The organism is Bradyrhizobium genosp. SA-4 str. CB756 (genome assembly GCF_000473125.1).
Lineage (GTDB): Bacteria > Pseudomonadota > Alphaproteobacteria > Rhizobiales > Xanthobacteraceae > Bradyrhizobium > Bradyrhizobium arachidis.
In genome coordinates, this window is the sequence record NZ_KI421499.1 from 6701242 (window position 1) to 6723585 (window position 22344).

General features: G+C 65.3%; 21 protein-coding genes. 11 read left to right on the forward strand and 10 right to left on the reverse strand.

Annotated features, from left to right (window positions below; translation table 11 throughout):
- Positions 1–77: 77 nt before the first annotated feature.
- Entirely contained in the window at positions 78–2420 is a 2343-nt protein-coding gene (locus tag BRAGE_RS0132155; protein ID WP_027560995.1) for a TonB-dependent hemoglobin/transferrin/lactoferrin family receptor, read from the reverse strand.
- Positions 2421–2680: 260 nt separating this feature from the next.
- Between BRAGE_RS0132155 and BRAGE_RS57210 the strand changes: the two genes are divergently transcribed.
- Genes BRAGE_RS57210 through BRAGE_RS0132175 form a run of 4 tightly spaced genes read left to right on the forward strand, consistent with a single transcriptional unit; the run spans position 2681 to position 5732 of the window.
- On the forward strand, positions 2681–2887 hold the full coding sequence (locus tag BRAGE_RS57210; RefSeq protein WP_027560996.1) for a hemin uptake protein HemP: 207 nt from the start codon (positions 2681–2683) through the stop codon (positions 2885–2887).
- A 6-nt stretch (positions 2888–2893) separates the two neighbouring features.
- Entirely contained in the window at positions 2894–3844 is a 951-nt protein-coding gene (locus BRAGE_RS0132165) for a heme/hemin ABC transporter substrate-binding protein (protein ID WP_027560997.1), read from the forward strand.
- Entirely contained in the window at positions 3841–4935 is a 1095-nt protein-coding gene (locus BRAGE_RS0132170) for a FecCD family ABC transporter permease (RefSeq protein ID WP_027560998.1), read from the forward strand. The genes BRAGE_RS0132165 and BRAGE_RS0132170 overlap by 4 nt, the downstream gene beginning before the upstream one ends.
- Positions 4932–5732 carry a heme ABC transporter ATP-binding protein gene (locus BRAGE_RS0132175; RefSeq protein WP_027560999.1) on the forward strand — a complete coding sequence of 267 codons (801 nt, stop codon included), beginning with the start codon at positions 4932–4934 and terminating at the stop codon, positions 5730–5732. The genes BRAGE_RS0132170 and BRAGE_RS0132175 overlap by 4 nt, the downstream gene beginning before the upstream one ends.
- Positions 5733–5878: 146 nt before the next feature.
- Here the strand turns inward: BRAGE_RS0132175 and BRAGE_RS0132180 are convergent, their stop codons facing one another.
- Both BRAGE_RS0132180 and BRAGE_RS0132185 read right to left on the reverse strand, forming a co-directional pair.
- Positions 5879–7561 carry a mucoidy inhibitor MuiA family protein gene (locus tag BRAGE_RS0132180; protein WP_027561000.1) on the reverse strand — a complete coding sequence of 561 codons (1683 nt, stop codon included), beginning with the start codon at positions 7559–7561 and terminating at the stop codon, positions 5879–5881.
- A gap of 174 nt (positions 7562–7735) precedes the next feature.
- Positions 7736–8356 (reverse strand): response regulator transcription factor, encoded by a 621-nt coding sequence (locus BRAGE_RS0132185; protein ID WP_027561001.1) that lies wholly within the window; start codon positions 8354–8356, stop codon positions 7736–7738.
- A 206-nt stretch (positions 8357–8562) separates the two neighbouring features.
- Between BRAGE_RS0132185 and BRAGE_RS0132190 the strand changes: the two genes are divergently transcribed.
- The gene (locus BRAGE_RS0132190; protein ID WP_027561002.1) at positions 8563–9579 is read left to right on the forward strand and encodes an AraC family transcriptional regulator; all 1017 of its coding nucleotides are present in this window, start codon (positions 8563–8565) and stop codon (positions 9577–9579) included.
- A gap of 1 nt (position 9580) precedes the next feature.
- Here BRAGE_RS0132190 and BRAGE_RS0132195 read toward each other — a convergent pair whose 3' ends face one another.
- A complete protein-coding gene (locus BRAGE_RS0132195; RefSeq protein WP_027561003.1) occupies positions 9581–10792 on the reverse strand; it encodes an NnrS family protein in 1212 nt (403 codons plus the stop codon).
- Positions 10793–10920: 128 nt separating this feature from the next.
- Between BRAGE_RS0132195 and BRAGE_RS0132200 the strand changes: the two genes are divergently transcribed.
- Complete coding sequence (locus tag BRAGE_RS0132200) at positions 10921–11631, forward strand: Crp/Fnr family transcriptional regulator (protein WP_027561004.1); 711 nt, start codon at positions 10921–10923, stop codon at positions 11629–11631.
- 294 nt (positions 11632–11925) lie between these two features.
- Here BRAGE_RS0132200 and BRAGE_RS0132205 read toward each other — a convergent pair whose 3' ends face one another.
- Together BRAGE_RS0132205 and hemN are read right to left on the reverse strand one after the other, a co-directional pair.
- Positions 11926–12123: a DUF1858 domain-containing protein gene (locus BRAGE_RS0132205; protein ID WP_027561005.1), complete on the reverse strand. Its 198-nt coding sequence runs from the start codon at positions 12121–12123 to the stop codon at positions 11926–11928.
- A gap of 178 nt (positions 12124–12301) precedes the next feature.
- Entirely contained in the window at positions 12302–13654 is a 1353-nt protein-coding gene (gene hemN / locus BRAGE_RS0132210; RefSeq protein WP_027561006.1) for an oxygen-independent coproporphyrinogen III oxidase, read from the reverse strand.
- Positions 13655–13813: 159 nt separating this feature from the next.
- On the opposite strand from hemN, the gene BRAGE_RS0132215 reads away from it, so the two are divergent.
- The 3 genes from BRAGE_RS0132215 to BRAGE_RS0132225 all read left to right on the forward strand — a co-directional run bounded on the left by BRAGE_RS0132215 (position 13814) and on the right by BRAGE_RS0132225 (position 16294).
- The gene (locus BRAGE_RS0132215) at positions 13814–14020 is read left to right on the forward strand and encodes a hypothetical protein (protein ID WP_027561007.1); all 207 of its coding nucleotides are present in this window, start codon (positions 13814–13816) and stop codon (positions 14018–14020) included.
- A gap of 244 nt (positions 14021–14264) precedes the next feature.
- Positions 14265–15362 carry a copper-containing nitrite reductase gene (gene nirK / locus BRAGE_RS0132220; protein WP_027561008.1) on the forward strand — a complete coding sequence of 366 codons (1098 nt, stop codon included), beginning with the start codon at positions 14265–14267 and terminating at the stop codon, positions 15360–15362.
- Positions 15363–15415: 53 nt separating this feature from the next.
- Positions 15416–16294 (forward strand): SUMF1/EgtB/PvdO family nonheme iron enzyme, encoded by an 879-nt coding sequence (locus BRAGE_RS0132225; protein WP_027561009.1) that lies wholly within the window; start codon positions 15416–15418, stop codon positions 16292–16294.
- 166 nt (positions 16295–16460) lie between these two features.
- On the opposite strand, the gene BRAGE_RS57215 is transcribed toward BRAGE_RS0132225, so the two are convergent.
- The 4 genes from BRAGE_RS57215 to BRAGE_RS0132240 are packed head-to-tail and all read right to left on the reverse strand — an operon-like array spanning position 16461 to position 18492.
- Positions 16461–16712 (reverse strand): GNAT family N-acetyltransferase, encoded by a 252-nt coding sequence (locus tag BRAGE_RS57215; protein ID WP_231164213.1) that lies wholly within the window; start codon positions 16710–16712, stop codon positions 16461–16463.
- Between the two features lie 18 nt (positions 16713–16730).
- Positions 16731–17096, reverse strand: coding sequence for a hypothetical protein (locus BRAGE_RS57220; protein WP_231164212.1), 366 nt, complete (start codon positions 17094–17096; stop codon positions 16731–16733).
- A 22-nt stretch (positions 17097–17118) separates the two neighbouring features.
- The gene (locus BRAGE_RS0132235) at positions 17119–17769 is read right to left on the reverse strand and encodes a CoA transferase subunit B (RefSeq protein ID WP_027561010.1); all 651 of its coding nucleotides are present in this window, start codon (positions 17767–17769) and stop codon (positions 17119–17121) included.
- 15 nt (positions 17770–17784) lie between these two features.
- Positions 17785–18492 (reverse strand): CoA transferase subunit A, encoded by a 708-nt coding sequence (locus tag BRAGE_RS0132240; protein WP_027561011.1) that lies wholly within the window; start codon positions 18490–18492, stop codon positions 17785–17787.
- Between the two features lie 272 nt (positions 18493–18764).
- Between BRAGE_RS0132240 and BRAGE_RS0132245 the strand changes: the two genes are divergently transcribed.
- Positions 18765–20687, forward strand: a complete 1923-nt coding sequence (locus BRAGE_RS0132245; protein ID WP_027561012.1) for an AsmA family protein — start codon at positions 18765–18767, stop codon at positions 20685–20687.
- A 207-nt stretch (positions 20688–20894) separates the two neighbouring features.
- Entirely contained in the window at positions 20895–22280 is a 1386-nt protein-coding gene (locus BRAGE_RS0132250) for an ABC transporter substrate-binding protein (protein WP_027561013.1), read from the forward strand.
- Positions 22281–22344 lie beyond the last annotated feature (64 nt).

Genomic DNA, 22344 nt, shown 5'->3' on the forward strand with positions numbered 1-22344 from the left:
AGACGAAAACGCGCCGAAGCCGCGCTGGAGCATCAGCGCGGCCCGGCGGAATTGGCGATGTTGCGGCGCCTCTTGGCTCACGCACCTCCGAAGTGGATCTTCAAGCCGGCCTTGTAGACCCTGCCCGGTCCAGGGCTGGTCCACAGCACGTCGTTCTGCGACGTGCCGTCGGTCGAACTGCCGGGAATGGCGTAAGGCCGGTAGTACTGGTTCAGGAGATTGTCGATCGAGGCCGAGAACACGATGTCCTTGGTCGCTGCGTAAGTCATGTAGAGGTTGATCAGATCGTAGCCGGTCGAAGGCACATAGCCGGCGGGGATGTCGTTGTTCGGACCGTAGGACGCCCACTGCGCCGACAGCACCAGGCTGCGGTCGAGCAGGCGGACACCGCCGGTCGTCACGACCTTGGTCGGGGTGATGGTAGCGAGCCCGATATTGGTCTGGACGTTCTTGCCCTTGATGTAGTGACCAGCGACGCCGATGAACCAGTCGCCGGCATCGTACATGGTCTCCGCCTCGAAACCCTCGATGCGGGCATTGGCGATGTTCTGGTACTGGTAGTACTGGCTGAACGAGCCGAACGGCGGCACCGGGACCGGCGCCGAGGCGACGAGATCGATGTAGTCGCTGACGTCGTTGCGGAACAGATTGATCTTGCCGCGGAACGAGTCGGATGCGGTGAAGATGTTGTCGTACTTCAGGTTGAAGCCGACTTCCTTGTTCTTGCCGACCTCGGGGCGAAGGTTCGGGTTGGGCAGGAAGCAGAACAGGCCACTTGTGCCATCCGGACAGGGGAAGAAGGCCGGGCTGCCACCGGTGGCATGCGCGCCGGAGATCACGGTCTCGGTGATCGAGGGCGCGCGATAGCCTTCGGCATAGCTGACATAGGGCTGGAAGCCCGCGACCGGCGTGACGCCGAGCGTGATCTTCGGCGAGAAGCGGTCGCCGCCGGTATTGGTCGTGCCCGACTGCAGATTGTAGCGGTCATAGCGGATCGCGCTCACCGCCTCGAACCACGTGCTGTAGTTCTGCTTGAGCTGCAGGAAGCCGCCCGACACGGTGCGGATGCCGCTCGGCGTCGTGATGTTGGAGTTGCCGCGGCTGTCGGTCGTGATCACGTCGTCCTGGAACGCATCGACCCCGTAGGTCACGGCATTGCGCCAGTCACCGACGTTGAAGCGCGTGGTGTTGTTGGCGTCGAAGCCGACCGTGTTCAGCGTGTAGCCGCGCTTGTCGCCGACGCAGCCCGAGATGTTGTTGCCGAAATTGCCGGCGCCGCAAAAGGCCGCGCCCGCGGTCGAATAGTGATAAGTCTTGGTCTGATCCTGATCGGTGCGGTTGCCATAGACCGACACGTGCGAGTCGAACAGATTGTCGCTCGGCAGCGAGTAGTTCCAGGTCAGCGTGCCGGTGTAGTTCTTGACGTCGGACGCATAGACCGACGAGCCCTGGAAGAGCGCGCGCTGGGCCGCGGTCGCCACCGGGCCGGTGTTGAACTGGCCGATATTGTATTGATAGTCCTGGAAGGTGGCGCCGAACTTGACCTCGTGACCGAGCGCGGGGCGCACCGTGAGCTTCAGCAACCCGGCTTCGACCTGGTTGCCGGTGTTGCCGATCTCGGTGCCGTTGCCGTCCTTGTAATTGCCCTGCGTGCGGTAGACCGCGCCGCCGAAGATGTCGACGTCGGGCGTCGCGCGCACGCCGCCGAACACCGAGCCGAGGCCGCGCGCATTGTTGGTGCCGTAGGAGCCGGAGAGATCGACGCCCCAGCGCTCGCCGGGACGCAGCACGTCGTTGATGTCCTTGGTGCGGAACGAGACCAGGCCGCCGATAGCACCCGAGCCGTAGATGTTGGCGGTCGGGCCGCGCACGACGTCGACGCCGCCGATCAATTCAGGATCGAGGAAGAACGAGCCGTTGGCGTTGTGGCCGGTGCGCTGGAAGTTCTGCCGCGCGCCGTCAACGACGACGGCAACGCGGCCGAAATCCTGCAAGCCACGGATGTTGATGACGGTCGCGGGATCATCGCCGCGCTCCTGGAACGACACGCCGGGCACGGCATAGAAGATATCCGACAGCCGGTTCGGCTGAAGCCCCTGAATCTGGTCGAGCGAGATCGAGCTGACCGGCGCGAGCGCATCGATCGCGCGCTCCTTGGTCTTCGTTGCGGCGACAGTAATGGTATCGAGCACCTGAACCGGCGCCGTGCCGCCGGCCTGGGCGCGGGCGTTCAAGGCCTCGGGGGTTGCCTGCTGCGCAACTTGCGGCTTGGACGGCTTGCGCTTGGCCTGCTTCGGTGACGCGTTTTCAGTCTGCGCCAATGCGGTCTGCGCAAAGCCGCTTGCCGGCATCACCGCCGCCATTGAAACCACCGACGCGCCCAAAATCAGGGCGCGCGAATACCTAGCCCCGTCAGCCATATCAGCCCCAGCCTGCACTTCACTTCAGTTTTTGGAGTCGTTTGGCTGGCGTGCGTTCGCAAAGCGAACGACTGGCTGGCTGATTTTCTCGAGTCGCGGACCTGCTGTCCGCTGTCACAATTGGTTACGTGGCAACACTCAGGCGGTCAATGACATCAGGTTGCAGTTTATATCGATTGTAAATTGCGGCCGTTGGAATGCGCTTCGCGCCGCTTATACAACAGGCAGCACTCAAGCATTCGAAAGCGCATCACACGACCATGTCGGCAGCGTCCGGAGACAATAGCGGCGATGCGGCAGGGCCGACCCAAAGCCCTTCTGCAACAACGAGAACCCTCACCATGCGAGGGAGCCGGATCGACAGCCGCGAGCTGTTTGCGGCGGAGCGCGAGATCATCATCACCCATGGCGAGGACAGCTATCGCCTTCGTCTGACCTCGCAGAACAAGCTGATCCTGACGAAGTAGATCGCAATGACATTTTGTCGCACCCTCGCAAACCTCCTGCTGTCAGGCGCGATCGCGCTCGCCTCCTCAGCGCACGCCGCCGGTATCACGGTGCATGATGCACGCAATCGCGATGTTGCGGTTACCGATGATGCGCGCACGGTCTCGATCGGCGGCGCCATCACCGAGATTCTCTACGCGCTCGGGCTGGAGAGCCGGCTGGTCGGCGTCGACACCACGAGCCTCTATCCGGCGGCGGCGCTGCACGACAAACCCAATGTCGGCTACATGCGCCAGATCTCGGCCGAGGGCGTGCTCGGGCTCAATCCGACGCTGATCCTTGCGATCCAGGGCTCAGGGCCGCGCGAGACAATGGACATCCTGGAGACCGCGAAGGTGCCGCTGGTGCTGGTGCCGGAAACCTTCTCCGAAGAAGGATTGCTCGAGAAGATCAAGCTGGTCGGCCACGCCATGGGCGTCGATGCCCGCGCCGAGTGCCTCAGCGCCGCAGTCGGCGCCGATCTCGCCCAGCTTCGCACACTGCGCGCCAAGGTGACCAAGCCGGTCCGCGTGATGTTCGTGATGTCGCTCCAGAACGGGCGAGCGATGGTTGCCGGTCACAAGACCGCGGCCGACGAGATCATCCAGCTCGCGGGCGCTGCCAATGCGGTCGACGATTACGACGGCTACAAGATCATCGGCGACGAGGCGATCGTGGCAGCCAAGCCCGATGTCGTCCTCTCGATCGAACGCGGCAAGGATTCGCTCCAGGCCGATGCGGTCTATGCCCATCCCGGCTTCGCGCTGACGCCGGTCGCCGCCAACAAGAGCTTTATCACCATGGACGGGCTCTATCTGCTCGGCTTCGGGCCGCGTACGGCGGCGGCGGCGCGTGATCTCTCCGTCAAACTCTATCCGACATTGGCCGAGGGCGGCGCGTTCACGTCGGCTTTGTCGGCGGCGAATTGCCGCCAATGAGCGTGGCGTTCGGAGCGGACGCGCGGAGCTCGCGACGGGCTGGTGCGGGCCGTCGGTTCACATCGGTCGCGATCCCCCTCCTTCTCGCCGTGCTGGTCGTCACCGCAGTTGTTGCGCTAACGGTCGGCGCGGCCGGCATTCCCCTCTCCCGTCTGCCGGCGGCGCTCGGCTTTGCCGGCAGCACACCCGCCGATGCCATGACCGCGCGCGACCAGCTCGTGCTATGGTCGATCCGCATTCCCCGGATCGCGGCGACCGCGATGGTCGGCGGGCTGCTCGCTGCGGCCGGGGCAATCATGCAGGGCCTGTTCCGCAATCCCCTCGCCGATCCCGCGCTGGTCGGTGTCTCCAGCGGCGGCGCGCTGGCGGCCGCAAGCGCGATCGTCTTCACCGATTCGCGCTTCGGCGAGACGCTGCGCTTCCTCCAGGCCGAGCTGTTGCCGCTCGCGGCCTTCGCGGGATCGCTGGCAACGACTGCGATCCTCTATGGCATCTCCAGCCGCGCTGGACGGACTTCGATCGCGATCTTCCTGCTCGCCGGCGTCGCCATCACCGCCATCACCAATGCCGGCATCGGGCTCCTGGTGTTCATCGCCGACGACCGCCAACTGCGCGACATCACGTTCTGGTTGCTGGGCTCGATGAGCGGCGCGACCTGGACCAAGGCCGCCGTGCTCGCGCCGGTCCTCGTCATCGGGCTTGCCGCCTGCGCGTTCATCGCGCGCGGTCTCGATTTGCTGGTGCTCGGCGAGGCCGACGCCTTTCACGGCGGCGTCGATGTCGAGCGTCTCAAGAAAATCTCGATTGTGATGGTCTCCGCCATGACCGGTGCTGCGGTGTCGATCAGCGGCGTGATCGGCTTCGTCGGCATCGTGGTGCCGCATCTCTTGCGCCTCGTGATCGGGCCGGCGCACCGCCTGCTGCTGCCCGCTTCAGTGCTGCTCGGTGCGATCCTGATGGTCGGTGCCGACACGCTGGCGCGCACCATCGTGGCGCCCGCGGAGATGCCGATCGGCATCCTGACCGCGGCGGTCGGCGCACCGGTCTTCCTCGGCATCCTGCTGCGACAGCGCGGGCTCGCCGCGCTATGAGCGCCGTGATCGAGGCGCGGGGCTTAAGCAAGCGCGCCGGTCGCGCAACGCTGCTCGATAACGTCGGTCTGACGGTTACGGCCGGCGAGATGGTCGCAATCATCGGCCCGAACGGCGCCGGCAAATCGACCTTGCTCCGGCTGCTCTCCGGCGATCTACGCCCGAGCGCGGGCGAGGTGCTGATGAAGCAGCGCGACATCAGCAGCTACACGCCGCGTGAGCTTGCGGGGCGCCGCGCGATGCTGTCCCAGCACATCAACGTCACCTTCCCCTTCGCGGTCGAGGAGATCGTGCTGATGGGCGCGGGCGAGCGCAGCGCGCGCGAGGCCGGCGCGCTCGTCGATGCTGCCCTGGACGAGGTGGGTCTTGCGCATTTCCGCGACCGGCAATTGCCGACGCTGTCGGGCGGCGAGCAGCAGCGCGCCCATTTCGCCCGAGTGCTGGTGCAGCTCGCCTGCGGCGAGGCCGAGCACGGACCGGGATTATTGCTGCTGGACGAGCCCACCTCGAGCCTCGACCTGCGCCACCAGATCGACCTCGTCGAAGCAGCGCGCCGCCGCGCGGCCGCCGGCACCGCCGTGATCGCCATCCTGCACGACCTCAACCTCGCGATCCGCTTCGCCGATAGGCTCGTCGTGCTGAATGGCGGCCGGCTCACCGCCGACGGCCCGCGCGCGGACATCGTCACGCGCGAGAGGATTCGCGATATTTTCGAGATCGACGCCGTCGTTCACACGGGCGATGACGGCGTGCCTTACGTGCTGCCGCAATCGATGCAGGCGGCGGCACGACCATGATGACGGTGCGCCCCCTCCCCCGCTTGCGGGGGAGGGTTGGGGAGAGGGTGTCTCCGCAACGGGACAATCCCCTAGAGGACAGAGCCCTCACCCCCGCCCTCTCCCGCTAGCGGGAGAGGGAGCGCACTTCCTTCGCGCCTAGCACCCTACCCCGCCGGCGCGATCACCATGCCTTTGTCCTTCGGCCAGCGGACGCGCCAGGCGAAGTTGATGTCCTTGACTTCGCCAGGCTTGGCGTCGAACGACCATTCCAGCACGCCGCGCTTGTCGCGGATGTTGCTTGCGGTCGGCGGCGTGGTCGCGGGCAGCATCTCGACGACGATGTCCTCGTTCTCGCTGACCGGCAGCTGATCCTCGATCGCCACGCGAATCGGGAAGTCGTGGCCGTTGCGGATCGTCGTCTTGAACGAACGCTCGTCGGTCTTCGACGTCGTCACGAGGAGGCCGGCCGAGCCTTCGTTGCGCTTGAGCACGGCACGCTCGATTCTAACCTTGTCGTCGGCGCCGAAGCCGAGCCGCACGATGTCGTCCTTGGCAGAGGCAGAGAGCTTGCCGCGGCCGACAAAAACGCCGTCGCGATAGATCGCGACCTTGCCCGGCAAAAGCGCCGTGTCGTCGGTCTGCTTGAAGCTGGCTTCGAGGAATGCGGTAGGATCCGCCACCGGCGCGGCGCGCACCGCGAGATCGGCCGGCACCGTCATCGAAGCGATGCGCAGGCTCTTGGCGCCCTCGGTGGCGCCGAGACTGACGCGGCCGGGAATTTTGAAAGTGGCCTGGAAGCCACCGATTTCGGCGGTTGCCTCTAGCTCCCCGAAGCTCGTTCCTCCACCAAAGCGGAACTGCTGGACCCGATCGGCTTGCGCAGGCTCAGCCGGCGGAGGTGCCATTGCGGAGCGCACCGGTGCGCTCTCCGACAATTTGCCGGCCAACGGCTTCGGCACCTGCGGATATTGCGCAACGAGCGAAGTTAGCTCCGGCGCGCTACCGCCACGGCCGAGGCGGACCGTGGAAACGCCAAGCGCAACGTTCGACCAGTCCTCGCCGGTCGATTGCGTGACCTCGGCGCGGCGGACCAGTTCGAGCTGCGGCTTGCGATCCTTCGCGCCGGTGTCGAGCCGGGCGCCGTAGAGCGGCAACCAGCGCGCATTGCGCACGGTATAGGTCACCCGCAGCGTCGCCTTGGTCGCAGCCGTCGCGGCAATGTCCATGCGCACCTCGAGCTTGCTCGGCGGCTTGGCATTGCGTTCCACCTCGAGCTGGGCGATCTGCCGATCGAGCTCGCGTATCTTGCGCGTGGCCTCGCGGCTGGCGGTATCGGCGCTGGCGATTTCCTCGCCGACCGCGGCAAAGGCCGCGCGCCACTCGGCGATCGGCCGCGCCTCGCCCTTCTCGCCGATGCCCACGGGAGACGCCTCCGCAAAATGTTCGGCGAACTTGCGCCGCGCGGCGGCCGATTCAATCGCGCCTTGCAAATCGGCGCGCTGGTCGTTCAAGGCCTCGATGCGTTTTTCCAGCTCGGGCAGGTTGACCGGCGCCGCGCGTGGTGTTCGCGCGTCGATGGCGCCAATGGTGATTTTTGCGCCCGCTTCGCCTTCGACGCGGAGCGAGGACGGATCGAGCGAAAGTGGAAAGTCCCTGGCGACCAACGTTGAATCACCGGAAGCGAGGTCCAGCGCGATGACACGGGTGACCGTAGCGCCATCCGGATACACGGTAACGACGTCGATGGCCGATGTGGCGTCCACATCGGCGGCCCATGAATGCGACGCGAACGCCGCGGTCACCAGAACCAGGCTCGTCGTTGCCAAACATCTTGCGGTGATGCGCATGAATTCCTCTCTGCCGGTATCGCCGCGCCGCCAGCCGGACGCGCGCGATCAAATGCCTCGCCAACATGGTTGGACGCGGCAGCGAAGGAACCGGTTCGATTGAGGTTTCCATGGGGCGCGCCTGCGGCCGCACCATGGCCGCGGAACAAGTCATTGCCCCGCGGCGGAAGGCCATCAGGCCTGAGCGGACGAGCTCTGGCCGAAGATGCGGCGGAGCAGATCGGTCACGTTCTTCGCGCCGGCCTTCTTCAAGATGCTGGCGCGATAGCCCTCGATCGTCCGCGCACTCAGATGCATGCGCCGGGCGATCTCCTTGTTGGTGAGGCCGGCGGCGAGATGCTCGAGCACGTCGCCTTCACGCCCGGTCAGGGGCTCGCAGCCCGGCAGCCAGCGCTGGCGGTTCGAGGCAGGCTGGCCGAACTCGTCGATGGCGGCATCGATCCGGCCGACGATGTCGTGGGTGCGAAATGGCTTTTCGATGAAGTCGGCCGCGCCGCTCTTGATGGCGTCGACCGCCATGGAAATGCTGCCGTTCGCCGAGGTCACCAGCACCGGCGCCATGCAGTTTTCCTCGCGCAGGCGCTTGAGCACGTCGAGCGCCGAGCGATCCGGCGGCATCTCCAGGAGCACGCAGGCGGGCATCCGCGCCTTGGCTTCCGACAGCAGCGATGCGCCATCGGCAAAGCAGATCACGTCATACGCGCTCTGCTGGAGCGCGTTGGCAAGTTGTTCGCGGGAGGCGGCGTCGGTGTCGATGACGAATACCTCACCCTTGGAAAGCATGTTCCCAGGCATAATCCCGATCCAGCAATGTCTTGGTCAAATGGGTCCGAGACGGAAGCGGGCCGCATCGCCCTGCCACACCGTCGTGAGCACGGCATTCACGCCGGTGCTTTCGGTTTCCCTTATGTATGTTCCATCGTGTTCCCGGATTTGACGGATCGGGACAGAAACTTTACATTTCGGGACATCTGCTGGAATGGCTGGCACGAGCGGTTCACATGGCCGATCTCATTCGCAGCGCAGGCTTGAGCTACTACGCGGAGGTCGCCCGGTCGGTCGGGCTCGACCCGAAGCAGATGATGCGCAAGGTCAGACTGCCGCTGGCCGTGCTCGACAAGCCCGATACCCCCATTGCCGTGACGAGCCTGCGCCGGTTGCTCGAATTGTCGGCAGAAGCTTCCGGTGCCGAAGATTTCGGCTTGCGGCTCGCCGAGCGCGGCGGCCTCACCAATTTCGGCGCGGTCGGCCTGATCGTGCGCGAGCAGGCGACCGTCGGCGAGGCCATCGCGGCGTTCTCGCGCTTCATTCATGTCCATCACGACGGCATGAAGCTCGACGTCATCAAGGACAAGCAGACGGTGACCCTCACCCTGCATCTGCGCGGCCGGCGGCCGACTGCGCCGCGACAGTCGATCGACATGGCGCTCGGCAGCATCCACCGCATCATCCAGTCGCTGTTCGGCAGCGACTGGCGGCCGCAGGAGGTGCATCTGCATTATCCGCCGCCGCATGACCGCAAGCGCTACCGCGATTTCTTCGGCTGCCGTGTGGTCTTCAATGCCGACGAGGATGCGATCCTGCTGTCGGCGCACGACATGGAGCGGCGGATCCCGAGCGCGCATCCGCTGATCGCGAGCTACTTGCGCAAGCGCATCGAGGCGATCGAGACCCGGCCGGCAAGCTGGGAAGGGAAGGTCGACGAGGTCGTGCGCAGCCTGCTCGCCAGCGGCGACTGTACGGTCGAGCGGGTGGCCGAGCATCTCGCCTGCACCCGCCGCACCATCCACCGGCATCTCGCCGAAGGCGGCACCAGCTTCTCCGCCATCCTCGATGCGCAGCGCGCCGATCTCGTGATCCAGCTGATCGACGATCCCGACCGGCCGCTGGCCGATATCGCCACGCAACTCGGCTTCTCCGCGCAGAGCGCGATGGCGCGCTGGTTCCGCGGCCGCTTCGGCTGCAGCATCACCGAATGGCGCAAGGGCGCGCGGCCGCTGGCGGCGAACGCAGCCTGACTTAGCGTGCCGGAGCCGGCACGCCCATGATGGCAAGCGCGCGCCGCGGGCTGCCGGCAAGCAACGGTCCGAACGCGACTGCAAAGCCGAGGAAGGCGACGATCCAGCCGCAGGCGGCGATGTGCAGCAGCACATCGCCATGCGCCGGCAGCACCACGGCGGCAACCCGCGCCAGCGCCGCGACGATGATCGCGACATAGATACCTTGCGTCGCCGGCGAGGCCGTCAGCGCCTGTCCGGTATGGCCGAGGCTCGCACGCGTCATCACAGCGAGCGTCATGGTCCCGGCTGCACCGGCCATCCAGGCGTGAATGCCCGCGCTCGGCGGCAGCTCGCCGAAGGTGGCCAGCGCATTCAGGATGAAGCCCGATGGCACGAAGACGTAGCCGACATGCAGGATCAGCAGCAGCCGCTCGCGCGTGGTGCGATCGCCGGCCCAGCGTGCGAGCCGAACCAGATGCAGCACGCCGACGAGCGCCATCGCGACGCCGGTGATCATGTTCAGCGGCGCCACGATCCACGAGATGAGCGCCAGCGCGCTCAATCCGATCACCGCGCCGTCAAAACGTCCGAACGGCACCGGCAGGCGGCCGGGATTGAACTTGACCAGCCAGTTGCGCGTGAAGCTCGGGATGATGCGGCCGCCGATCAGCGCGATCAGCAGCATCACCACACTGATGCCGACGCGGATGCTGACATCGGCCGCGCCCTCATAATGCGCTTCGAGATGAAAGGCGACGTTGCCCGCGAGCAGCACGAGCACCAGCACCACCACCGGCAGATTGCGCCAATTGCCGCCCGCGATGATCTCGCGCGTTGCGGCTGCGACGATCAGCGCCAGGAAGGCGGCATCGACGACGAGCGCGAAGGCCCAGCCGATCTCGGCGGACAACGTCACCGCGACACGTCCGGCAAGCCAGACCACCAGCAGCGCGCCGAGCGACGTGCCCTGGATCGGCAGTCGCCCGGTCCAATTCGGGATCGCGGTGAACAGGAAGCCGGTGATGACCGCCGGCAGGAAGCCGTAGAGCATCTCGTGGACGTGCCAGTCGCGCGGCGCGAAGGCCGAACTCACGGACAGCTCGCCATAGAACATTGGCAGCCAGGCCAGGATCGACAGCCCCGCCTGGATCGCGGCCAAAAGGAAAAAGGGCCGAAAACTGTTCGCAAACAGCGGCGAGCCCTGAAAATTACGGGATCGGGCGCCAGCCATGGGACAACTCCTGTGAATTCGGACCGTTGTCTGGAAAAATACTGCCGTCCGGCCGGCCCGTTTTGCGCTATCGCAAACTGCCTGACGATTGCAGGTGCCATCACACTCCCTGATGCCAACGAGGCAGAATGGCCAAGGTCGACACATCGCTGGTTGCGCATTTGCCGCTATTCGCCGGCGTCAAGCCGGAGGACCTCGAGGAGATCCTGCGCGAGGCCCGCTCGGCGCGTTATCCCAAGAACGCCGCCATTTTCGAGCAGGGCGCGGACGCGCAATCCTTCTTCCTGCTGCTGCACGGCCATGTCCGCGCCGCCAAGACCACGCCGACCGGCGAGCAGATCGTGGTGCGCTATGTCGCGCCGGGCGAGACTTTTGGGCTCGCGATGGCGATCGGCGCCGCGCATTATCCCGCGACCGCGATGGCAGTCGATGACAGCGTGGTCCTGATCTGGCCGAATTCGGCCTGGCCGCGGCTGGTCGAGCGATTTCCCTCGCTCGCTGCCAACACGCTGCAAACCGTCGGTGCGCGGCTGCAGGAGAGCCATACCCGCATTTTGGAAATGTCGACCCAGCAGGTCGAGCAGCGCGTGGCGCATGCGCTGCTGCGGCTCGCAAAGCAATCCGGCAAGAAGCTCGACCACGGCATCGAGATCGATTTCCCGATCAGCCGCCAGGACATCGCGCAGATGACCGGCACCACGCTGCATACGGTGAGCCGCATCCTGAGCGGCTGGGAGAGCCAGGGCCTCGTCGAGAGCGGCCGCCAGCGCATCATCCTGCGCGACCCGCACCGGATCGTGCTGCTGTCGGAACGGACGGTGGACAGCGGGCCGGCGTAGCTCCTCTCCCTCTCCCCGTTCTTACGGGGCCGCGACGAGCTACGCTCGCGCTGGAAGGGTTGGGGTGAGGGGCTCTATCCATACGTGAGATCGCGGTGGGACCTGTACCCCCTCACCCGGATCGCACCGGACGATGCTTCGCATCGCCGAGGCGATCCGACCTCTCCCCCGCAAGCGGGGAGAGGTGAACGCCACCTCGAGCTCGGAAATTAGGGGTGAGGGCGCTTCCGCTTACGGCGATAGACCGCCCTCACCCGGGAATTCGCGCGCGGCCCGCGCGAACTCCAGCCCGCCTCACGCCGGCACGCATTCGCACAGCGCGGCGAGGAATTTGTCCTGGTCGATACCGTGCTCGCGGCAGGCGTCCTCCACGGTGTGGAAGGTCGCGATCGGACAGCCGACACAGGCCATCCTGAAGGCGAGGAACACGCGGATCGTGTGCGGCGCCGTACGCATGATGTCATCGACCAGATCGTCGGATCGGAAAGGCATGGACAACTCCGTTCCGAAGCGACGATAGCGGAGCGGCGTTAGGCTTCTTTGCTGGAGCGCAAGCTGGGCTGTCATTCCGGGGCGCGCGAAGCGCGAGCCCGGAATCCATCGGGCAGCAGGTCATACGGTGAAATGGATTCCGGGTTCGCGCCAAGAGGCGCGCCCCGGAATGACGGAGCTACACCGCCCGGCTGTGCAACTGCTTGCCCGGATCCAGATGCGCGTCGAACGCGGCGGCAACGCTGCGCACCAGGAAGCGCGAGTCGCTTGCGACCGCAAGGCGGTCGCCGTCGAGCCGCACCACGCCGTCCGAGATCAGCGGCTTCAGGCGCGAGGCCGATTGCAGCATCGCCTTCGGCTCGGCGCCATGGCGCGCGCAGATGTCGCCGAGATCGGCACTGAACTCGCACATGATGCGCTCGATGATGTCGGCGCGCAGCCGGTCGTCGTCGGTGAGCCCGTAGCCCTTCGCGGTGGCGAGGCGGCCCGATGCGATGCTCTGCGCATAAGCGCCGATCTGCACCTCGTTCTGGACATAGCCCTGCGGCAGATGTCCGATCGCGCTGGCACCGAAGCCGATCAGGACTTCGCCCTTGTCGGTGGTGTAGCCCTGGAAATTGCGTCGCAGCGTCCGGTCCTCGAAGGCCACGGCCATGGCATCGTCGGGCCGCGCGAAATGGTCGAGGCCGATCTGCACATAGCCGGCTTGTTTCAACGCATTGGCGATCGCGCAGGCCTGGTCGTGACGGGCAAGACCGTCAGGCAGATGGTTCTCGTCAATCATGCGCTGATGCTTCTTGAAAGCTGGCACATGCGCATAACCGAACACCGAGAAGCGATCGGGCCCGAGCTCGAGCGAGCGTCGCACGGTGTCCAGACACGAAGCGACAGTCTGGTGCGGCAGCCCATAGATCAGATCGAAATTGATCCCCTTGATGCCGGCACGCTGGAGCATGTCGACGACAACAGCCGTTTGCTCATAACTTTGCACCCGGTTGATCGCGCGCTGCACGATGGGATCAAAACTCTGCACGCCGAGGCTGGCCCGGTTGACGCCGGAGAGCCGCATGGCGTCGACCATCTCGGCGGTCAGCGTGCGCGGATCGATCTCGACCGCGATCTCGGCCGACGGGAGCACGAAGAACGAATGGCGCATCGCCGCCACCAACTCCGCAAAGGCCTCGGGCGCCATGATCGTCGGCGTGCCGCCGCCGAAATGGATGTGCTCGACCTTGATGCGACGGCCGATGGTTTCGGCGACCTCTGCGATCTCGCTGCGCAGCGTGCGCTGATAGGCGGCAATCAGCCCGTCGCGGCGGACGATCTGGGTATGGCAGCCGCAATACCAGCACATCTCGCGGCAGAACGGCACGTGCAGATAAAGCGACGCGCTGGCGCCTGCGGGCAATTCGGACAGCCATCTTGCATAGGTGTCCGCGCCGATCGCCGGCGAGAAGTGCGGCGCGGTCGGATAGCTGGTGTAGCGCGGCAGACGTTCTTCGCCGTAGCTCGCTGCGAGATCGGTCCTCATGTCTTATCCATTCGTAAATCAATGCCGCGCCATGGCGCGGCAGGTCCCGGATGGCATTGGATTACCCGTTTCCGGATGAGCCACCTTGCGCTTGCTCAAAGTCTGAGCGCCGGATTTGGCCGATGATGACGTTTAATCATCGCTTCCAGGAGATAGGCCATGGCGTCGTTCGCGCTCGATCTCGTTCTCTGGCTGATCGGCATTCGCGGCCATATCCCGCGCTTCGACGATTTTCGTCCCGTGCCGGCGGCTCCCTCTGCCGGCGCTGGTCATCTCGTGCGCGTGCTGGCCGTCATGGCGGCGGTCTTCGCCGCGCTCTCCCTTGCGGTCTGGGGCACGGTCTGGATTGCGATCCATCTGCTCTAGCCCGCGCATCCACCCATTCACGATCAGACGCGACTGAACATGCGAACGACTTGCCGCTGGCGCGGCCGATGTCGCGCGAGTGTCGTCGTGTTCTCCACACCGCCGACATCGCCTCGGCAAACCTCTTAAGGAATTCACCGGAGCCGAATCCGGCAAAAGCTTGTCGCAGCGCAAACACGCTTGCGTAGATCGGCGCACACTGCATCCGTCATCAAAAACCCTTTCACATGAAGGATGCTTTCCGATGTTCACCCGCAGAGCCGCATTGATCAGCGCCGCCGCGACCGCCCTGATGCTCGCGACACCCGCCTTTGCTGCCAGCGATCTCAAGCTGCCGCGGCAGAAGGTCGAGCTGGTCGCTCCGCCCTTCGTGCACCCTCACGAACAGGCCACGACGCAAGGCCCCAAGATCATGGAATTCAAGATGACCATCGAGGAGAAGAAGGTGGTCATCGACGACAAGGGCACGACCTTCCAGGCCATGACCTTCAACGGCTCGATGCCGAGCCCGCTGATGGTCGTGCATGAAGGCGACTATGTCGAGCTGACGCTGGTCAATCCTTCGACCAACACCATGCCGCACAACATCGACTTCCACTCCGCGACCGGCGCGCTCGGCGGCGCCGAGCTCACGCTGGTCAATCCCGGCGAGCAAGTCGTGCTGCGCTGGAAGGCAACGCGCACCGGTGTGTTCGTCTATCACTGCGCCCCGGGCGGCCCGATGATCCCCTGGCACGTCGTCTCCGGCATGAACGGCGCAGTGATGGTGCTGCCGCGCGACGGGCTGAACGACGGCAAGGGCCACGCGCTGAAATACGACAAGGTCTATTATATCGGCGAGCAGGACATGTATGTGCCGCGCGACGAAAACGGCAAGTTCAAGTCCTACGACTCGCCGGGCGAGGCCTTCACCGAGACCGAAGAGGTGATGAAGAAGCTGATCCCCTCCCATGTCGTGTTCAACGGCAAGGTCGGCGCGCTCACCGGCAAGAACGCGCTGACGGCCAAGGTCGGCGAGAACGTGCTGATCGTGCATTCGCAGGCCAATCGCGACAGCCGTCCGCATCTGATCGGCGGCCATGGCGACTATGTCTGGGAGACCGGCAAGTTCTCCAACGCGCCTGAGACCGGGCTCGAGACCTGGTTCATCCGCGGCGGCTCAGCCGGCGCTGCGCTGTACAAGTTCCTGCAGCCCGGCATCTATGCCTACGTCACGCATAACCTGATCGAAGCGGCCGACCTCGGTGCCACCGCGCACTTCAAGGTCGAAGGCAAGTGGAACGACGACCTGATGACCCAGGTGAAGGCGCCCGCGGAGATACCGGCTCCCAACACCAACTAGAGACGACAAGGGGCCGGTCATCACCGGCCCCTTCTTCCTTTCGGGGGACGACCATGTTGATCGCATTCAAGCTGAAGTTAGCGCTGGCCTGCGCCGCTGGCCTCGCTGGGCCGATCGCTATGGCGCCACTGGTCTCGGACATGGCGGTGCACGGCACGGCGACGGAGCCCGCCATCGTCAGGGTCGCGCCGGGCAGCTTCGCCTATCGCGAGGCAGGCGACTTCACCCGCGCCGGGCAGCAGGCGGAAGTGCCGCTGCGCGCACTGCGCTTCAACCGGCCGCTGCACATCATGCGGCACCAGGTCTCGTCATCCGACTATCAGCTTTGCGTGCAGGACGGCGGCTGCCGCGCGCTCGATCGCGGCGTCGCGATCGCGTTCGATCACCCCGTCGTGCAGGTGAACTGGCACGATGCCGAAGCCTACGCTGCCTGGCTGTCGCGCAAGACCGGCCACACCTATCGCCTGCCGAGCGATGCGGAATGGGCCTTTGCCGCGGGCTCCAGATTCAAGGACGACGGCGCGCCGGTGGACGCCGAGGACCCTTCAAAGCGCTGGCTCAGCCGTTACGAGCGCGAGTCCGAGCGCGACCTCTCCGACACCACGGCCTATCCGTTCGGCAAGTTCGGCGCGAACGAGCACGGCATCGCTGATATCGCCGGCAATGTCTGGGAGTGGACCTCGACCTGCTTCGTGCGCGCGCGGATCGACGAAGCCGGCAATGCCGGACGTCCGACCGTCAATTGCGGCGTGCGCGTCGCCGAGGGCGCGCACCGCGCCTACGTCACCGATTTCATCCGCGACGCTCGCGCCGGCGGCTGCGCGCAGGGCGTGCCACCCGCCAATCTCGGCTTCCGCCTGGTGCGCGAGGAGCCGTCGTGGGTCGCCAGCGTGTCGGCGCGCTGGGGCAAGGTGTGGGCGGCGAGGTCGTAGCGACGCGCCGTTGAGGCGCGGGTACCACACGCTCGGTGTCATCGCCCGACTTGATCGGGCGATCCAGTATTCCGAGACGTCAGCGAAAGATTCGAGAAGCCGCGGCGTACTGGATGCCCCGGTCAAGCCGGGGCATGACAGCGTCGCGTGCCGAAACTACCCGCGATCAAATCGCGCGCGCAAACATGCGAAAGCCGGGCGCGCCGATGATCGCCTCGAACGCGGGATCGCGCTTCTCTTCCGCGAAGGCAAAGCCGGCCTTGGCGTAGGTGCGCTCGGCAGGCATGTTGCCGATCAGGAACGATACGGTCGCCCGGGCAAATCCGGCCGCCCGCCCCTGATCCAGCGCGTGCGCGATCAGCGCCTGCACCAGACCGCGGCCGCCATAGGCGGGATCGGTTGCGACATGCTCGATCATCCAGTCGCCCTCGCCGCCCTAAACCCAGCAGGCGCGCGTGTAGGCGCCGCGCCGGCGGATGGCGTCGAGCTCGGAAGCAGGGAGCCCGGTCGCGGAAGCGACCTCCTCGATCGCGCGCCAGGCCGCAGGACCGGTGCCGGCCGCAGGCACGGCACAAAGCGCCGCGCCCGGCTTGCCATCGACCTCTGCGATCCAGAACTGCGAGACGTGCCACATCGACACTGCGCGCGCGACCGCGACGCGCGCGATGAAATCGAGGCATTCCGCTTCGGGCCAGCCGAGCGCAACGTCGAACCAGCCGTGCGGCCGGTAGCCGCGCATCGATCGCAGGATGGTCACTGCGATGAAAGCGGCGTCGTCGGGACGCGCAGACCGTATCGTCATGCGCGCCCCCTTCGCGATCGCCTTACGTATTCTTCAGCGCGACGCGGAATTCGGCTTCGGTCTTGGCCTTGACCTCGTCGAGCGTGACGCCGTCGGCGAGCTCGATCAGGGCCATGCCACCGTCGCCGTGCTTGTCGATAGTGAAGACGGCAAGATCCGTGACGACCATGTCGACCACGCGCTCGCCGGTTAGCGGCAGATTGCACTTCTTGAGGAGCTTCGAGCCGTCCTTGGCCGAATGCTCCATCACCACGACGACGCGCTTGACGCCGGCGACGAGATCCATCGCGCCGCCCATGCCCTTGACCATCTTGCCCGGGATCATCCAGTTGGCGAGATCGCCGTTCTGGGCCACCTGCATGGCGCCGAGGATCGACAAATCCATGTGGCCGCCGCGGATCATGCCGAACGAATCCGCGCTCGAGAAATACGAGGTCGAGGGCAGCTCGCTGACGGTCTGCTTGCCCGCGTTGATGAGGTCGGCGTCTACCTCGTCCTCATAGGGGAACGGGCCCATGCCGAGCATGCCGTTTTCGCTCTGCAGGCTGACGTCGACGCCCTCGGGGATGTAGTTCGAGACCAGCGTCGGGATGCCGATGCCGAGATTGACGTAGTAGCCGTCGCGCAGTTCCTTCGCGGCGCGCGCAGCCATCTGTTCACGGGTCCAGGCCATGTGAGTCTCCTGCGCTTAGGCGGCGGTACGCGGGCGGGTGTTGCGGAATTCGATGCGCTTCTTGGCCGTGCCGACCTCGACGATGCGCTTCACGAAGATGCCGGGCGTGTGGATGTGGTCGGGATTGAGTTCACCGGCCGGAACCAGATGCTCGACCTCGGCCACGGTGATCTTCGCGGCCGTCGCCATCATCGGGTTAAAATTGCGCGCGGTCTTGCGGTAGATCAGGTTGCCGGCGGCGTCGCCCTTCCAGGCGTGCACGATGGCGAGGTCGGCGAACAGGCCGCGCTCCATCAGGTACTTTTCGCCGTCGAACTCCTTCACTTCCTTGCCTTCGGCGATCAGCGTGCCGACGCCGGTCTTGGTGTAGAAGGCCGGGATGCCGGCACCGCCGGCGCGGATGCGCTCGGCCAGCGTGCCCTGCGGATTGAATTCGAGTTCCAGCTCGCCGGCGAGGAATTGCTGGGCGAACAGCTTGTTCTCGCCGACATAGGACGAGATCATCTTCTTGATCTGGCGGGTTTCCAGCAGGCGGGAAAGGCCGATGCCGTCGACGCCGGCATTGTTGGACACCACCGTCAGGCCCTTGACGCCGGACTCGCGGATCGCGTCCGACAGCTCCTCGGCGATGCCGCAGAGGCCGAAGCCGCCCGACATGATCATCATGTTGTCTTTGAGAATGCCAGAGAGAGCCGACTTGGCGTCGGGATAGACCTTGTTCATGCAAAAAACCTTCGACTGAACCTTGGGCTGGCAGGCGTCGCGCCTTATTGGCGGCGATTATTAGGCGAAATCCTCCGAAGCCGTCAATGATACGGGGTTCTCCGTTCAGGTCACCGGTGCTAGAAGCTGCCCACACCGTGGGCAGACCCGCCCGCGGCCTTGAAAGCGACAAGAAAACCGATCAAGTTGCGGGGGTTGGGAGTGGGTACGCAGGTTTCCCGGCCCGCCCTTCTGGCTCCAACGACCAACCCGACCAGGACATGCCATTGACCATGGCCCAAGGAATGAAGCGCCTCGGGACGCCGATCGCGGCGCTGCTCGGCGTCGCGCTGATCGCCCTGATCGCGACCTCATGGCTCATCAACCGCGACGCGCTGCGCAAGGCCGTGGAGGCGCAGATCCGCGACGTCACCGGGCTCGAGCTCAATGTCACGGGCAACATCGACATCTCGGTGCTGCCGGCGAGCTACATCTCCTTCCATGACGTCGGCCTGAAGGGCGGCGGCACCAGCGATCCCGCGCTCCATGTCGACGTGCTCACCGCCAATCTGCGGCTGCTGCCCCTGCTGCTGCAACGGTTCGAGATCGCCGACCTGACGCTGCTGCGGCCGCGCATCCATGTCAGCCTGAAGCCGGACGGCGAGAGCAACTGGACGCCCTTCATCCAGACCATCGCGCGGACCATGAAGCCGGGCGCCGACAACCAGGTCTCGTTCTCCGAGATCCGGATCCAGGACGGCGTGCTCAATTACGAGGACGCTGCCACCCACGCCACCGAGAAGTTCGAGGACATCGACCTGTCGCTGGCCTGGCCCTCGATCTCGCGCTCCTTCGCCGCGACCGGACAATTCGACTGGCGCGGCGAACGCGTCGACGGCTCGATCAGCTTTTCCGATTTCGTCGCCGCCCTCTCCGGCGACCGCTCGGGCCTGAAGGCGCGGATCGCCAGCACCCCGCTCAAGCTCGCCTTCGACGGCAGCGTCGCCAACCGCACCAGCCCGATGATGGAGGGCACGCTCACCATCGACAGCCCGTCCTTGCGCAGCGCGCTGCGCTGGACCGGCCAGCCGCAGCCCGGCAGCGGCGGCTTCGGCCGCTTCGCGCTGAAGGCGCGCGCCAACGTCGTGGGCGCCTCGATCGCGCTCACCAACGTCAATGTCGAGCTCGACGGCAACACCGCCGAGGGCGTCATGACCTACGCCAACAACGGAAGGCAGACACTGCAGGCGACGCTCGCCGCCGACGCGCTCGACTTCACGCCCTATATCTCCACCTTCCGCCTGCTCGCGAGCGGCGCGCGCGACTGGAACAGGCAGCTGTTCGATCTCAACGGCCTCTCGACCACCGACCTCGACATGCGCCTGTCGGCAGCCAGGCTGACGGTCGGCGCATCGAGGCTCGGCCGTACCGCGATCGGCGCCAATTTGCGCAACGGCACGCTGGCGCTTTCGGTCGGCGAGGCCCAGGTCTATGGCGGCATCGCCAAGGGCTCGTTCGGGATCGCGCGCTCCGACACCGTCGCCGACGTCAAAGCGCAATTCCAGTTCACCGATGTCGACCTCCAGGCCTGCGCCTCCGAGCTGTTCGGCCTCAACAAGCTGTCCGGCCGTGGCAACATCAACGTCTCCCTCGTCGCCTCGGGCTCGAGCCCGTTCGGCCTCGTGCAGTCGCTCGACGGCACCGCCACCGTGACCGGGCATGACGGTGCGATCGCCGGCATCAACGCCGAGCAGCTGCTGAAGCGGCTGGAGCGGCGGCCGCTGTCGGGCGGCGGAAATTTCCGCAACGGCTCGACGCCTTACGACAACCTCACCATCGCGTTGAAATTCGCCGACGGGGTTGCGACCGCCGAGGACATCCGCATCGAGGGACCGTCGGCGAAAATCACGCTGACCGGCACCGCGTCGGTGCCGACGCGCGAATACGACATGAAGGGCGTCGCGAGCCTCAACACGTCCTCGGGCTTCCAATTGCCCTTCGTGGTGCAGGGCCCTTGGGACGATCCCCTGATCTTCCCCGATTCGGAAGTCCTGATCCGCCGCTCGCCCTTCGCCGCGCCGCTGCTCAAGGGCAAGGACGACAAGAGCGGCGATACGGTGCGCTCGGTCATCGAGAAGATCACCGGCGTCAAGCGCCCCGCGCCGGCGGACTCGCCGACGGCCGAGAACACCAAAGAGAACGCGAAATCCAATTGAGGACGGATCGGCCGACATCGGCCGATCGGCTGCGAATTGATCCGGCCGAATTGATGCGGCGATTGGATCGATGCACGCATTAAGCATCTCATCCCGCCCGCGACCCCACGACCTAGGTCTGACAAGATGCCGCTAGATCGGCTCACCGCCATGCGCTAGTGTTTTATACGACCGGTTAAAAACTCCGGCCGTTTGAGGGAGAAAAACGTGAGATCCAAGGTTATTGGCGCAGTGTCATTGGCGGTCGCTGCGGCTGGGCTGTTTGCCGCCACTGCACCTGCCTTTGCGCAGCAGAAGACGATTACGGTCTGGTGGGGCAAGGGCTTCTACCGCTCCGAAGACGACGCGCTGATCGAGACGATCAAGAAATTCGAAGCCAAGACCGGTATCAAGGTCGAATTGTCGCAATACGCGATCCAGGACATGATTCCGAAGACGGTCGCCGCGCTCGATGCCGGCACCGTGCCCGATGTCGCCTATTCCGATTCCTATGACGTGCAGGCGCAGGGCAAGTGGGCCTATGAAGGCAAGCTCGAGGACCTCAGCGATGTCATGGAGCCGATCAAGGACCGGTTCGTGCAGAACACGCTGGATGCCTCGATCCTCTATAACGACGTCGCCAAGAAGAAGGCCTATTACGGCTTCCCGCTGAAGCAGCAGAGCATGCATGTCGAGATCTGGAACGACATGCTGGAGAAGGCCGGCTTCAAGCTTTCCGACATCCCGACCGATTGGGCGGGCTACTGGACGTTCTGGTGCGACAAGGTGCAGCCGGCGATCCGCAAGGCGACCGGCCAGCGCATCTACGGCGTCGGCCAGCCGATGGGCGTGGAGTCCACCGACGCCTTCCAGTCGTTCTACACCTTCATGGACGCCTACCACGTCAAGCTGGTCGACGACGACGGCAAGCTGCTGGTCGACGATCCCAAGGTGCGCGAGAACCTGATCAGTGCGCTGAAGGACTACACCGACACCTACATCAAGGGCTGCACCCCGCCGTCCTCGACCACCTGGAAGGATCCGGACAACAACGTCGCCTTCCACAACAAGACCATCGTGATGACCCACAACTTCACGATTTCGATCGCGGCGAAGTGGTTCGAGGACTCGCAGAACCAGGCGCTGACCCAGGAGCAGCGCGACGCCGGCAAGAAGGCCTATGAGCAGGACATCGTCACGGCGTCCTTCCCGAAGGCGCCCGATGGATCGACCATCCGCTACCGCTCCGACGTCAAGACCGGGCTGATCTTCACCGCGGCCAAGAACAAGGCCGAGGCCAAGCAGTTCATCAGCTTCCTGCTCCAGGAAGAGAATGTCCGTCCCTATATCGAGGGCGCGCTCGGCCGCTGGTTCCCGGTGACGAAGGAAAGCCAGGCCAGCCCGTTCTGGCAGGCCGACAAGCATCGCAAGGCGGTCTATGCCCAGTTCACCGGCGGCACCGCCGCGTTCGACTTCACCAAGAACTGGAAGTTCACCATTCTCAACAACGAGAACGTGTGGGCGAAGGCGATGAACCGTGTGGTCAGCGAGAAGGTCCCGGTCGACAAGGCCGTGGACGAGCTGATCGCCCGCATCAAGCAGGTCGCGGGTTAACTCGTCCTCACCTCTCCCCGCCTTGCGGGGAGAGGTGTAAGACCAACACCGGCCGCCTCGTGCG